Source organism: Streptomyces sp. NPDC008317, from assembly GCF_042955955.1.
In the GTDB taxonomy this organism is placed as follows: Bacteria; Actinomycetota; Actinomycetes; order Streptomycetales; family Streptomycetaceae; genus Actinacidiphila.
The window spans coordinates 625,032-638,491 of sequence record NZ_JBIBFQ010000001.1 but is presented as its reverse complement, the minus strand read 5'-3'; the positions used below and the strand labels follow the sequence as shown (position 1 = coordinate 638,491).

9 protein-coding genes are annotated in these 13,460 nt (G+C 73.1%); 4 read left to right on the top strand and 5 right to left on the bottom strand.

Annotated features, from left to right (window positions below; genetic code table 11):
- Positions 1-225 precede the first annotated feature (225 nt).
- Both ACFY9V_RS02625 and ACFY9V_RS02620 read left to right on the top strand, forming a co-directional pair.
- Positions 226-1,740, top strand: coding sequence for an MFS transporter (locus ACFY9V_RS02625; protein WP_391158898.1), 1,515 nt, complete (start codon positions 226-228; stop codon positions 1,738-1,740).
- Positions 1,737-2,381, top strand: a complete 645-nt coding sequence (locus ACFY9V_RS02620) for a TetR family transcriptional regulator (RefSeq protein WP_391158896.1) — start codon at positions 1,737-1,739, stop codon at positions 2,379-2,381. The genes ACFY9V_RS02625 and ACFY9V_RS02620 overlap by 4 nt, the downstream gene beginning before the upstream one ends.
- On the opposite strand, the gene ACFY9V_RS02615 is transcribed toward ACFY9V_RS02620, so the two are convergent.
- Positions 2,378-3,289: an amidohydrolase family protein gene (locus tag ACFY9V_RS02615; protein ID WP_355336616.1), complete on the bottom strand. Its 912-nt coding sequence runs from the start codon at positions 3,287-3,289 to the stop codon at positions 2,378-2,380. The genes ACFY9V_RS02620 and ACFY9V_RS02615 overlap by 4 nt on opposite strands.
- A gap of 190 nt (positions 3,290-3,479) precedes the next feature.
- Between ACFY9V_RS02615 and ACFY9V_RS02610 the strand changes: the two genes are divergently transcribed.
- Positions 3,480-3,893 (top strand): DUF6344 domain-containing protein, encoded by a 414-nt coding sequence (locus ACFY9V_RS02610; protein WP_391158892.1) that lies wholly within the window; start codon positions 3,480-3,482, stop codon positions 3,891-3,893.
- 387 nt (positions 3,894-4,280) lie between these two features.
- Positions 4,281-5,192 (top strand): Cof-type HAD-IIB family hydrolase, encoded by a 912-nt coding sequence (locus tag ACFY9V_RS02605; RefSeq protein WP_391042094.1) that lies wholly within the window; start codon positions 4,281-4,283, stop codon positions 5,190-5,192.
- Between the two features lie 37 nt (positions 5,193-5,229).
- Here the strand turns inward: ACFY9V_RS02605 and ACFY9V_RS02600 are convergent, their stop codons facing one another.
- The 4 genes from ACFY9V_RS02600 to ACFY9V_RS02585 form a co-directional block, all read right to left on the bottom strand.
- Positions 5,230-7,089, bottom strand: coding sequence for a GAF domain-containing protein (locus ACFY9V_RS02600; RefSeq protein WP_391158891.1), 1,860 nt, complete (start codon positions 7,087-7,089; stop codon positions 5,230-5,232).
- A 36-nt stretch (positions 7,090-7,125) separates the two neighbouring features.
- Complete coding sequence (gene cydD / locus ACFY9V_RS02595; RefSeq protein ID WP_391158889.1) at positions 7,126-10,767, bottom strand: thiol reductant ABC exporter subunit CydD; 3,642 nt, start codon at positions 10,765-10,767, stop codon at positions 7,126-7,128.
- A 91-nt stretch (positions 10,768-10,858) separates the two neighbouring features.
- A complete protein-coding gene (cydB, locus tag ACFY9V_RS02590; protein WP_355336621.1) occupies positions 10,859-11,869 on the bottom strand; it encodes a cytochrome d ubiquinol oxidase subunit II in 1,011 nt (336 codons plus the stop codon).
- Positions 11,870-11,954: 85 nt separating this feature from the next.
- On the bottom strand, positions 11,955-13,457 hold the full coding sequence (locus ACFY9V_RS02585) for a cytochrome ubiquinol oxidase subunit I (protein ID WP_391043491.1): 1,503 nt from the start codon (positions 13,455-13,457) through the stop codon (positions 11,955-11,957).
- Between the last annotated feature and the right edge of the window lie 3 nt (positions 13,458-13,460).

Below are 13,460 nucleotides of genomic sequence, written 5' to 3'. Positions count from 1 at the left end.
ACCGGGAAGTCCGCTCCGGCCCGCGCCGCCCGCGCCAAACCCGCCCCGCCCCCCCGCCCCCCCGCCCCCGGGCCCCGGACCCCGGGGGCGGGGCTGATCGCGCCGCTCACCCTTGCTTATCATCAGGTGTAGACATCACATGTAGACATCGGCTGTAGGCATCGGTCCGCCCCTGTCGGGCGAACGCATCACACGGTGCCTCAGGGCCCGGGCGCGAGGAGCACGATGGAGTCGGCACGGTCGCGGGCACTGGTGCCCTGTCTGGCGTTCATATGCCTGGTCACCGCCGTGATCGGCAGCCTCGGGGCACCGCTCATCCCGTCCATCGCCTCGATGGACCACGTGTCCGTGACCGACGCGCAGTGGTCGCTGACGATCACCCAGCTGGTGGCGGCGGTGGCCACGCCCGTGATGGGGCGGCTCGGTGACGGGCCGCACCGCAGGACCGTCGTCGTCGGCACCCTCGCGCTGGTCGTCGTCGGCTGCGTGCTGGCGGCGCTCCCCCTGGGCTTCGCCGCGCTGCTCGTCGGCCGCGCCCTCCAGGGCATCGGTCTCGGGCTCACGCCGCTGACCATCGCCGTGGCCAGGGACGTACTGCCCGCCGCCCGCGCCGTTCCGGTGATCGCCCTGCTGTCGATCACGGCCGTGACGGGGGTGGGCCTGGGCTATCCGCTCACCGGTCTGATCGCGCAGGGCGGCGGCGTCCGCGCGGCGTACTGGTTCGGCGTGGCCGTCAGCGTGCTCGGCCTGGCCGCCGCCGCGTGGGTCGTCCCGGCCGCGCGGCATCGCGCCCGCGTCCGGCTGGACGGGGTCGGCGCGGTGCTGCTGGCCGTGGCCACCGCGTCGCTGCTGGTCGCGATCAGCGAGGGCGAGAGCTGGGGCTGGGCCTCGGCGCGCGTGGACGGCATGATCGCCGCGTCCGTCCTGCTCTTCGCGGGCTGGGTGTGGTGGGAGCTGCGTACGGATCATCCGCTGGTCACACTGCGGCTCGTACGTGACCGGGCGGTGCTGACCGCGAGCGTCGCGGCGGTGCTCGCGGGCGTCGGCATGTACCTGCTGCTGTCCACCGTCACCAGGCTGGTGCAGACGCCCGCCACCACGGGGTACGGGCTGGGCCGGACGGTGGTCGTGGCCGGTCTCGCCCTGACGCCGTTCTCCCTGGGCAGCTTCCTGGCCAACCGGCTCACCCCGGTGCTGGTCCGCCGGATCTCGCCCCAGCGGGTCCTGCCGATGAGCTGCCTGGTGCTGCTCGCCGCGATGGCCCTGTTCACCGCATGGCGCGGGAACATGGCGCAGATCATGGCGGTCATGTTCGTCGCGGGCCTCGGCGTCGGGGTCATCTTCGCGGTCGTGCCGGGCTTCCTCGTCCGCGCGGTGCCCGCGCACGAGACGGGCAGCGCCATGAGCTTCAACCAGGTGCTGCGCTACATCGGTTACGCGGTCGGCAGCGCGCTGAGCGCGGCCATGCTCGAAGCGCACACCGCGGAAGGCGCGGCGTTCCCCACGTCCGGTGGGTACAGTGCGGTGGGGCTGCTGAGCTGCGGCGTCTGGCTCGCCGCCGCCGTGGTGGCGGTGGCCGTGCCGTGGCGCCGACGCGGTTCGTCGGCACGGCCCGGTCCGTCGGCACGGCCTGCGGCGTCGGCACGGCCCGCGGCGGCGGCCCAGGCGCGCCCCCGGGTGCGGGCGCGGCCCGGCGAACACGACGACCTCCACGAACTGGACGGAACGGCCGCGGAATGAGTGGAACGACACCGGCCGACGAACGGCCCGCCGGGGCGGCCCAGCACCGGCGCGACGCGGCGGGCAGCCGCGAACGCCTGCTGAAGGCCGCGGGCGAGCTGTTCGCAGAGCACGGGTACGACCGCACCACCGCGCGGGCCATCGGGAGCCGCGCCGGAGTCGATCCGGCGATGATCGCCCGCTACTTCGGCGGCAAGGCCCAGCTCTACATCGCCACGCTGCGCACCAACGACGGCCCGGACGACATCGTCGACCTCCTCGACCCCGACCGTCTGGCGACCATCCTCGACCGCACCCGGCGCCACGGCCCCAACCCCGTCTACCAGGTCGCCGTCCGCCCCCACGAGGACCCGGCCGGTCAGCAGGCCACCCGCGCGGAGCTGCACCGCCGTGTCGTGGACCCCCTCCACCGGCGCCTGCTCGCCGAGGGCACCCCCGACCCCGCCCTGCGCGCCGAACTCATCGCCGCCGCCTTCATCGGCGTCGTCCTGGCCCGCGGCTCCGGCGCCTTCACCCGCCTCCCCGCCCTCCCCGACGCCGAGCTCCGCACCCTCCTCCTCCAGATGCTGACCCCCCAAGGCCCGAGCCCGGACCCCGACTCCGGCCCGGACCCGGCCCCGGACCCCGACTCCGCCCGCTAGGGGAGGGCCGGGAGGGCGAAGAGGCGGGCGGCGTTGTCGTGGCAGACGGCGCGGAGCCAGGCGGCGCCGAGGCCGGTGGATTCCAGGGCGTGGAGGGCGTGGGCGTAGGGATAGGGGATGTTGGGGAAGTCCGTGCCGAGCAGGACGCGGTCGGCGAGGGCGGACAGGCGGGGCAGGGCCGCGGGCGGGAAGGGGGCGGCGGACTCGCTGAAGTCGGTGAAGGCCATGGTGGTGTCGAGCAGGACCCGCTCGTGCCGTTCGGCGAGGCCGAGGAAGTCCTCGTACTCCGGCATTCCCAGGTGGGCGACGACGAGCCGCAGCCGCGGATGCCTGGCGAGCAGGGCGGCGACGGGGGCGGGGCCGGTGAAGGGGCCGGGGACCGGGCCGGAGCCGCAGTGGGTGACGACGGGAACGCCGGTGTCGGCGAGCAGGCCCCAGACGTCGTCGAGCAGCGGGTCGTTGGGGTCGTAGCCGCCGACCTGGAGGTGGCACTTGAAGACGCGCGCGCCCTGGGCGAGGGCGCGGCGTACGTCGTCGGGGGCGCCGGGCTCGGCGAAGAACGTCGCGGTGTGCAGGCAGTCCGGGGTGCGGGCGGCGAAGTCGGCGGCCCAGTCGTTCAGCCAGCGCGCCATGCCGGGCTTGTGCGGATAGAGCATCGAGGTGAAGGCCCGTACGCCGAAGCCGCGCAGGGTCTCGACACGCCGCCGCTCCTCCTCGCGGTACGCGATCGGCCAGGCGCGGCCGACGAGCGGACCGGCCGCGTCGAAGTACGCCCACACCTTGGCCATGACGCGCTCGGGCATGAAGTGGGTGTGCACGTCGATGAGGGCGTCGAGGCCCAGGGCCTGGCGGAACGCGGCGACCTCGGCCTGTTCGCCGCGCCGGGGCGGCTCCTCGGGAGGGGACACGCCGCCACCTTATCCAGCGCCTCAGGACCGGCCGCGGCCCCGTCGGTGCGGGGCGGCACAGGACCCCCTTGGTCCGAATGAGTGGCGTTTATGTGTATATCCGCGAATCCGGGGTGCGGCTCCCACGATTCCGTGCCGTCTTCCTCATGATCGGAGAAGTCAGATTTCCGCACCAAGGAATCGAGAGGTCATGAACGTCTTCAAGAACGTCACCGCCTTCTGGAGCGCCTTCGTCGGCGTGCTCCTCAAGCTCGTCGCCGGGCTCGGCTTCGCCACTCCGGCCCGCACCGCCCGCGTCCACACCGCCGCCGACCAGGCCGCCGCCGTCCCGGCCGCCACCGTCGCCGCGGCGAACGGTACGGGCGCCAAGCCGACCCCCACCAGGACACCGTCCTGCGCCGCACTGCTGCCGGCCCCGCGCCCCAGCAGCCGCTCGCTGCCGCCCACGATGAAGCAGCGCATCAGGGCCGAGGCGCACGGCTCCTCCCCCTCCGCCCGCAGCATCGCCCCGGACACCGGCGAGGCCCTGCCGTACCCCGCCAGTCCGGCCCTCGCGGACCACGCCCTGACCAGCACCGCGGACGAAGCGGTGCTCGTCCGCTGAGCCGGACCGCGTACGTAGATCCCGTAGGTGGTCCCCGCACGGAGATCCCGCAGGAACTTCCCGGGACCCAGTCCCCGCACGAACTCCCCTTCTGTACAAGCTTGTTGTACGACCAGCACCGCACCAACCCCACAGATTTCTGCGCCCCACAAGCGCAGCGCTCACCCTCGTCGCACCAGCAGCCGCACCAGCAGCCGCGCCGGCGGCCGCACCAGCCAGTCGTACCGTCAGCCGTATCCGCTGCCAGTCCGTCAGCCCGTACCCCTGCCGTGATCGCGTGACCCGCGCCCCTGTGACGCCCCCGGGAGCGATGGGATCAAGCCGGAATCGCGGCCGAAACGGGCTCGGCTGAGCGGGTATCCGCACCTTTGTGCGGGCGGGGCAAGGATGCGCAAGGATGGGCCCGTGACCTCAGCCAATGAGCCCAGCGGGCAGCATCGATCAGCGGACGTGTCGTCCGCCGCCTCCTACACCGCCCCTCCGCCGCGGCTGATCGCCACCGACCTGGACGGCACGCTGCTGCGCGACGACAAGACGGTGTCCCCGCGTACGGTCGCGGCGCTCGCCGACGCCGAGGCCGCGGGCATCGAGGTCTTCTTCGTCACCGGGCGCCCCGCACGCTGGATGGACACCGTCGCGGCCCACCTCGCGGGGCACGGCATGGCCATCCTGGCCAACGGCGCCTCCGTCTGGGACCTGCACAAAGGCGAGTTGATCGAGGCGTTCCCGCTGCCGGAGGACGACGCCCTCGCCGTCGCGCACGCGCTGCGCGCCGCCGTGCCCGGCACGACCTTCGCCGTCGAACGCGCCGACACCTTCTACCGCGAGCCGGACTACCCCCGCGTCATCGAGCCGGACTTCGGCCCCACGGCCCCGATCGAGGAACTGCTCGCCGTGCGCGACCCGCGCCAGCCGCTGCTGAAGCTGCTCGCCAAGCACCCGTCCATCGACCCGGACGAATTCCTCGCCATCGGGCTGAGCGTGGCGGGACAGCACGGCGAGATCACCCGGTCCAGCGACAGCGCGCTGCTGGAGATCAGCGGCGAGGGCGTCAGCAAGGCCACGACGCTGGCGCGATGTTGCGCCGAGCGCGGGGTGTCCGCCGCCGAGGTCGTCGCCTTCGGCGACATGCCGAACGACCTCGCGATGCTCGGATGGGCCGGTACGTCGTACGCCGTCGCGAACGCCCATCCCCGCGTCCTGGCCACGACCACGCACCGCACCGAGTCCAACAACGACGACGGGGTCGCCCGCGTCATCGAGCGGATCATCGCCGCCCGGCACGCGGACAGGCCCTAGCTTGTACGGGGACGGCCAGTCGCACCGCACCGCCCGGTCAGTCAGTACGCAGCGGCGCCTCCCACCGCACCGTCGTGCCCGCACCCTCGGGGCCCGGCCCGAACTGGCTCGATCCGCCCAGCGATTGGGCGCGGCGGGAGAGATTGCGCAGGCCGCTGCGGCGGCCGGCCGGGGGGATGCCGACGCCGTCGTCGGTGGCGGTCAGGCGGACCGCGTCGCCGCCGCCGGGAAGGGTGGCGGTGGCGTCGAGAGTGATGTCGATGCGCGAGGCGCGGGCGTGCCGGAAGGCGTTGGAGAGGACTTCGCGCAGCGCCGCGACGAGGTTCTTGGCGGTGGGCTCGCCCACCAGCGCGTCGACCGGTCCGATGAAACGTACGGACGGCTGGAAGCCGAGCGGGACGGCGGCGGTGCCGACCTCGCGCAGGACGCGGGCGCGCAGTCCTGAGGGGGCGTCGTCGGGCGCCTGCTGGAGGGCGTAGACGGCGGTGCGCACCTCCTGGATGGTGGCGTCGAGTTCGTCGACGGCGTGGCCGATGCCCTCGCGCACCTCGGGCGTGCGGGCCCTGCGCCCCGCGCCCTCCAGCATCATGCCGGTGGCGAAGAGCCGCTGGATGACGAGGTCGTGCAGGTCGCGGGCGATACGGTCGCGGTCCTTGTAGACGGCGAGGCGTTCGCGGTCGCGCTGCACGTCGGCCAGGACGAGGGCGAGCGCGGCCTGGGCGGCGAACTGGGTGGCCAGTACGCGTTCGGCCTCGGTGAACGGACGGCCGCCGGGCTCGCGCGGCAGCGCGAGGATGCCGATGACACGGTCGTTGCTCCGCAACGGGAGCATCATGGTCGGCCCGAAGCGTTCCGCCAGCCGCGTGGTGGTGCGCGGGTCGGAGGCGGCGTCCGCCACGAAGACGGCCTCGCCGTTGAGGAGTTGGGCCGCGATCGGATTCTGCGGCGGGATGACGGTGCCGACCATGCCGGCCGGCTCGGCGGCGGAGGCCGCGACGACCTCGAGGCCGCCGTCCCCGGCCCCGTTCTCGTCGAGGCTCGGCAGCATGACCAGCGCGGCGGCGGACTCGGCGAGCTTGCGGGCCCACACCGCGACGACGTCGAGCGCGTCGCTGGTGCCGTCCCCGGTGAGCAGGGCCGTGGTGACGGCGGCGGCGCCGCTGATCCAGTGCTCGCGCTGCCGGGTGGCCTCGTACTGCCGGGCGTTGCCGATCGCGATCCCGGCCTCCATGGCGAGGATGCGCAGCATGGCGGTGTCCTCGTCGGTGAACGGACGGCCGCCGCGCTTCTCGGTGAGGTAGAGATTGCCGAAGATCTCGGTGTGGACGCGGATCGGGACGCCCAGGAAGCTGCTCATCGGCGGATGGCCCGGTGGCAGGCCCACCGCGCGGGCGTCGTCCGACAGGTGGGCCAGCCGCAGCGGCACCGGGTGCCGGATCAGCTCGCCGAGCAGCCCGGTGTGGCCGTCGGGCAGCGCGCCCATCCGCTCGGCGTCGGCCTCGTTGATCCCGTACGTGATGAAGTCCGCGAGTCCCGAGCCGTCCGCGTCGAGGACGCCGAGCGCGGCGTAACGCGCCCCGGCCAGCTCGGCCGCCGTCTCCACGATGCGGCGCAGCGTGGTGTGCAGCTCGATACCGGTGCCGACCGAGACGACCGCTTCCAGCAGTTCCGGCAGCCGGACGGTGATCTGGGAGGCGATGCCCTGGAAGCTGAGGGTGGTCGGCTCGGGGGTCTCCCCGTCGCCCGGAGCGTCTCCGGAAGAGGTCGGTCCCGCGGGGGGTGCCGCGCCGTAGGCCGGGGCGTATGCCGGGGCGCCCTCGTCGTTCGGGGCCGCCCCGGCCGTCTCCTGGCGCGCTTCCTCGGGCGTCCCGCCGGGCGTCTCGCTGTCTGAGGCCATGAGCCGAGGTTATTTGGTGGCGTATGTCCGGGAAAGTCAGGCGGTACCCGTCCCCACGAGCGAACGCGGTCCCGAGGCGGCGGCCGTGGCCCCCGCCAGAGCCGTGTCCGCGAGCCGTTCCCGCTCCAGGGTGCGGCGGAACGGCCCCTCGGCCGCCGCCAGTTCCTCGTAGCCGCCGCGCTGCACGACCCGTCCCCGCTCCAGCACCACGATCTCGTCGACCGCGCCGCCCGCGAGACCGGCCAGCCGGTGGGTGATCAGCAGCGTCGTACGGCCGCGCGTGGCAGCCAGCAGATCGGCGGTCAGGGCGTCGGCGGTGGCCAGGTCGAGGTGTTCCGCGGGCTCGTCCAGGACGAGGACGGGGAAACGGGCGAGCAGCGCGCGGGCCAGGGCCAGGCGCTGGCGCATGCCGCCGGACAGCCGGGCGCCGTGTTCGCCGACGAGGGTGTCCAGGTCGATGTCCAGCCGGGCGGCGGCCAGCGCCTCCCGGAGTTCGCCGTCGTCCGCGCCGGGGCGGGCGAGCCGCAGATTCTCCCGGACGGTGCTGTCGAAGACGTGCGCGTCCTGGGCGCACAGGCCGACGAGGCGGCGTACGTCGTCGCCGTCCAGGCCCGCCGCGTCCTGCCCCGCCAGCGTGTACGTGCCCGACTCGGTGTCCAGGAACCGCAGCAGTACGTGGGCGAGGGTCGTCTTGCCCGCGCCCGAGGCGCCGACGACCGCGATCCTGCGGCCCTCGGTGAGGGTGAGGCCGACGCCGTCCAGCGCCAGTGCGTCCTGGCCCGGGTGGCGGGCCGTCACCTCCCGTACGACCAGCGGGAACGGTGACGCGGGCGGGGGCGCGGGCCGCTCCGGCTCGCGTACGGGCAGCGGCGCGTCCAGCACCTCGCTCACCCGCGCCGCCGAGCGCCGGCTCCGCTGCCGCTGCTGGGCCGCGAGCGGCATCCCGGCGACGGCCTCGAAGGCGGCCAGCGGCGTCAGCACGAGCACGGCCAGCGCGACGCCCTGGAGGTGGTGGCCGCTGACGGCCCGGACGCCGACGTACGCGCACGCCGTCACCGTCACCCCGCTGACCAGCGCGGTCAGTCCGGCGCCGAGCGCGGTCGCGGCGGCCGAACGGGCCGCGATCCGGGTGAGCGTACGGTCGGCGCGCGCGGCGTCGGCGCGGCGGCGCGGGAGGGCGCCCGCCACGGTCAGTTCGGCGGTGCCGGTGAACAGGCCGAGGACGCGGGCGGACAGTTCGCCCCTGGCGGGCGCGAGGCGCGCCTCGGTACGGCGGGCGACGGCGGCCGACAGCGCGGGGACGGCCACGCCCGCGGCGAGCAGCCCGCAGGCCAGGATCAGCCCGGCGGCGGGCAGCAGCCAGCCGGTGAAGGCCGCGGTCGCCACGGACACGAGGCCGCCGGTCAGCGCGGGCAGCAGCCACCGCAGGTAGTGGTCCTGGACGGCGTCCACGTCCGCGACCAGGCGCGAGAGCAGGTCACCGCGGCGCGTCCCGCCGAGTCCCGCGGGCGCCAGCCGCTCCAGCCGCCGGAACACCGCCACCCGCACCCCGGCCAGCGCCCGGAACACCGCGTCGTGCGCCACCAGGCGCTCGCCGTAACGGAACACGGCCCGCCCGATCCCGAACGCCCGCGTCGCCGTCACGGCCACCATCAGATACAGCACCGGCGGCTGCTGCGACGCCCGGCTGATCAGCCACCCCGACGTCGCCATGAGCCCCACGGCCGACAGCAACGCCGCCGCCCCCAGCCCGACGGCCCCCACGAACCGCCCCCGCGCCCCGCCACCACGAACGCGAAGCGCCTCCGGCCCGGACCGCCCCACCACCCCCACAGCCGCCCGGCGCACCCGCAGCCCCACCCGCCAGAGAACCCCGCCATCCCCCACCACAGGCGTCGCCGTCGCCGCCGCGCGAGCCGCCGCCACGACAGGCGTGGGCTCGGACGGGGTGACGTCCCCCGCGGAGACCACCGTGCCGCCAGGCACCAGATCCGTCGCCGCCGACGCCCCGTCCCCCGCCGCGGTCGGGTCGCCGTCGACGGCGGAGATGCGGGGCGGGCGGAGGGAGAGGACTTTCGTGGCGAGGGGGAGGAGGGCGGGGCGGTGGGCGATGAGGAGGACGGTGCGGGTGGCGGCGAGGCGGTGGAGGGTCGTGACGATCTCGGCCTCGGTGGCGCCGTCGAGGTTGGCGGTGGGCTCGTCGAGGAGAAGCAGGGGGCGGTCGGCGAGGAAGGCGCGGGCCAGGGCGATGCGCTGGCGCTGACCCGCGGAGAGGTTCGTGCCGTCCTCGGTGAGGACGGTGGCGGGGGAGACGAAGGAGAGCGCGTCGGCGTCGGCGAGCGCGGTACGTACGGCGGCGTCGTCGGCGTCGGGCCGGGCGAGCCGTACGTTGTCGGCGACGGTCCCGGCGAACAGGTGCGGGTGCTGGGGGACCCAGGCGATCCAGCGGTGCCAGTCGGCCGGGTCGATCGCGGCGAGGTCGGTGTCACCGACCAGAATCCGCCCCTCGGCGGCGGGAACGAAGCCGAGCAGCGCGTTGAGCAGGGTCGTCTTCCCGGCCCCGCTGGGCCCGGTGACGGCCACCGTCTCACCCGGCGCGAGGGTGAACGTCGTCGCGGCCAGCGACCCGCCCTCCCGTACGACCAGCCCCTCGACCCTGATCGCGGCACCCCGCGGATCCGGCGCGGCGGCCCGCCCCCGTACCGCACCAGCCCCGGTCCGCGGCGAGGTCTCCAGCACCTCGAAGACCTGCTCCGCCGCCGCCAGCCCCTCGGCCGCCGCGTGGTACTGCGCGCCCACCTGCCGCAGCGGCAGATACGCCTCGGGCGCGAGGATCAGCACCAGCAGGCCCGTCCGCAGGGACAGCTCGCCGTGGACGAGCCGCATGCCGATCCCGACCGCGACCAGCGCGACGGAAATGGTGGCGAGCAGTTCGAGGACGAAGGAGGACAGGAACGCGATCCGCAGCGTCTTGAGCGTGGCCCGCCGGTACTCGCCGGTGATGGCGCGGATGTTGTCGGCCTGCGCCTTGGCCCGGCCGAAGACCTTGAGCGTGGGCAGCCCCGCGACGATGTCGAGGAAGTGCCCGGACAGCCGGGCCAGCAGCTTCCACTGCCGGTCCATCCGCTCGCGGGTCGCCCAGCCGACCAGCACCATGAACAGCGGGATCAGCGGCAGCGTCACCGCGATGGTGGCGGCCGAGATCCAGTCGGCGGTGACGATCCGGGCCAGCACGACCGCGGGCACGACCACCGCGAGGCCGAGCTGCGGCAGATACCGCGAGAAGTAGTCGTCCAGCGCGTCGATCCCGCGAGTGGCGAGCGTGGTCAGCTCACCGCTGCGCCGCCCGGTCAGCCAGCCGGGGCCCAGCGCGGTGGCCCGCTCCAGCAGCTGCCCGCGCAGCTGCGACTTCACCGCCGCCCCCGCCCGGTGCGCGCACAGCTCGGTGAGCCAGCCGACCAGCGCCCGCCCGACGGCGACCGCCACCAGCCACGCGAGCGTCCCGCGCAGCTCCCCGACACCCTCCCCGTCCCGGAACCCGCCGACCACCACATCGGCGATCAGCACCGCCTGGGCGATGATCAGCCCCGCCCCGGCCAGCCCGAGCAGCACCGCCCCGACGAGGAAGACCCGGGTCGTACGCGCGTACCGCAGCAGTCGCGGATCGACAGGTTTCACGTGGAACATCTCCCTTCGGTCAGTGACCGGCTGTCAGTGATCGGCCCTCAGTGATCGGCCCTCAGTGATCGGCCCTCAGTGATCGGTCGCGTCAGTGACCGGTCGCCGCGCCCGCGATGTGCTGGGTGCCGATGCGCTTGCGGAAGACCCAGTACGTCCAGCCCTGGTAGAGCAGGACGAGGGGCGTGGCGATGCCCGCGCACCACGTCATGATCCGCAGCGTGTACGGCGTGGAGGAGGCGTTGGTGACGGTCAGGCTCCAGGCGTCGTTCAGCGAGGACGGCATGACGTCGGGGAAGAGCGTCAGGAAGAACATGGCGATGGTCGCCGCGACCGTGACGCCGGACAGCGCGAACGACCAGCCCTCGCGTCCCGCGAGATTGGCGCCGAGGGCCCCGACCAGGGCGACGACGGCGACGATCAACGCGGGCAGGCTGCGGCCGTCGCCGTGCGCTGCCTGGGTCCAGGTCAGGAAGGCCAGCGCGAGGAGCGCGGTGAGCACGCCGACGCGGGTGGCCAGCGCGCGGGCCCGGTCGCGGATGTCGCCGAGGGTCTTGAGCGAGGCGAAGACGGCGCCGTGGAAGGTGAAGAGGCTCAGGGTGACGAGTCCGCCGAGGATCGAGTACCCGTTGAGCAGGTCCCAGAAGTTGCCGACGTACTCCTTGTTCGCGTCGATCTTCACGCCCCGCACGATGTTCGCGAAGGCGACGCCCCAGAGCAGCGCCGGGACCAGGGAGGTCCAGAAGATCGCGTTCTCCCAGTTGCGCTGCCAGCGCTCGTCGTCGCGCTTGGCGCGGTACTCGAAGGCGACGCCGCGCACGATCAGGCAGACCAGGATGATCAGCAGCGGCAGGTAGAAGCCGGAGAAGAGGGTGGCGTACCAGTCGGGGAAGGCCGCGAAGGTCGCGCCGCCCGCCGTGAGCAGCCACACCTCGTTGCCGTCCCAGACCGGGCCGATGGTGTTGATCAGGACCCGCTTCTCGGTACGGTCGCGGGCCAGCAGCTTGGTCAGGACGCCGATCCCGAAGTCGAAGCCCTCAAGGAAGAAGTAGCCGGTCCACAGGACCGCGATGAGGACGAACCAGACGTCGTGCAGATGCATGTCGCACTCCTCTCAGTCAGTACGGAACAGTCGGTACGGATCAGTCGGTACGGAACAGTCGGTACGGAACAGTCGGTACGGACGCTCAGTACGAGAAGGCCATCGGGCGGTCGGCGTCCGCGCCGTCGTCGTCGCCGCCGATCCGGGTGGGGGAGCGGCGGTCGTCGTCGGTGAGCTCCGGCGGCCCCGCCTTGGCGTACTTCAGGAGCAGCCGCACCTCGACGACGGCGAGAGCCGCGTAGAGGAGGGTGAAGACGATCAGGGAGGTGAAGACCTCGCCGGTGGAGACCGTGGGGGAGACCGCGTCGCGGGTGCGCAGCACGCCGTAGACCACCCAGGGCTGGCGGCCGGTCTCGGTGAAGATCCAGCCCCAGGAGTTGGCGATCAGCGGGAAGGCCATGGTCCACAGGGCGATCCACCAGTACCAGCGCGTGAGCCGGGGGCCGATCTGCCCGTTCCTGGTGAGCATCAGGTGCGGGACCTCGTCGTCGCCCGTGCGGTGCGCGGGCGCGAGCCAGAACTTGCGGCGGGTGAGCCACAGGCCGGCCGCGCCGACGCCGATCGAGACGACGCCGAAGCCGATCATCCAGCGGAAGCCCCAGTAGGCGACGGGGATGTTGGGCCGGTAGTCGCCGGGGCCGTACTTCGCCTGCTCTTCCTTGTTGACGTCGTTGATGCCGCCCACGTAGGCGTTGAAGTTGTCGGTGGCCAGGAAGGACAGCAGGTTCGGAATGTCTATGGCCACCTTGTTGTGGCCCTTGTTGACGTCGCCGACCGCGAAGATCGAGAAGGGCGCGCCCTTCTGGCCGTCCCACAGCGCCTCGGCGGCGGCCATCTTCATCGGCTGCTGCTTGAACATGACCTTGCCGAGGGTGTCGCCGCTGATCGCGGTGAGCGCGCCCGCGACGACGGCGACGACCAGGGCGAGGCGCAGCGAGGAGCGCATCACGGAGATGTGCTGCTTACGGGCCAGGTGGTAGGCGGCGATCCCGATCATGAACGCGGCGCCGGTGAGGAAGGCGGCGGACATGGTGTGGAAGAACTGCGCCAGCGCGGTGTCCTGGGTGAGCACCGCCCAGAAGTCGGTGAGTTCCGCGCGCTTGGTCGTCGGGTTGTAGCGGTAGCCGACCGGGTGCTGCATCCAGGAGTTGGCGGCCAGGATGAAGTACGCGGACAGGATCGTCCCGATCGAGACCATCCAGATGCAGGCGAGGTGGATCTTCTTCGGCAGCTTGTCCCAGCCGAAGATCCACAGGCCGATGAAGGTGGACTCGAAGAAGAAGGCGATCAGTGCCTCGAAGGCGAGCGGGGCGCCGAAGATGTCGCCGACGAAGCGCGAGTAGTCCGACCAGTTCATGCCGAACTGGAACTCCTGGACGATGCCCGTCACCACGCCCATGGCGATGTTGATCAGGAAGAGCTTGCCCCAGAACTTGGTGGCCCTCAGGTACTTCTCGTTGCCGCTGCGCACCCACGCGGTCTGGAGTCCGGCCGTGAGCGCGGACAGCGAGATCGTCAGCGGCACGAAGAGGAAGTGGTAGACGGTCGTGATGCCGAACTGCCATCGGGCGACGTCCAGTGGACCCATTGC

What these genes read in the sequence shown, in the direction of transcription:
- ACFY9V_RS02605 (WP_391042094.1), top strand. Translation starts at nt 4,281, where the DNA reads ATGCGCAAGGATGGGCCCGTGACCTCAGCCAATGAGCCCAGCGGGCAG.
- ACFY9V_RS02585 (WP_391043491.1), bottom strand. Translation starts at nt 13,457, where the DNA reads ATGGGTCCACTGGACGTCGCCCGATGGCAGTTCGGCATCACGACCGTC.
- ACFY9V_RS02620 (WP_391158896.1), top strand. Translation starts at nt 1,737, where the DNA reads ATGAGTGGAACGACACCGGCCGACGAACGGCCCGCCGGGGCGGCCCAG.
- ACFY9V_RS02610 (WP_391158892.1), top strand. Translation starts at nt 3,480, where the DNA reads ATGAACGTCTTCAAGAACGTCACCGCCTTCTGGAGCGCCTTCGTCGGC.
- ACFY9V_RS02600 (WP_391158891.1), bottom strand. Translation starts at nt 7,089, where the DNA reads ATGGCCTCAGACAGCGAGACGCCCGGCGGGACGCCCGAGGAAGCGCGC.
- cydB (WP_355336621.1), bottom strand. Translation starts at nt 11,869, where the DNA reads ATGCATCTGCACGACGTCTGGTTCGTCCTCATCGCGGTCCTGTGGACC.
- ACFY9V_RS02625 (WP_391158898.1), top strand. Translation starts at nt 226, where the DNA reads ATGGAGTCGGCACGGTCGCGGGCACTGGTGCCCTGTCTGGCGTTCATA.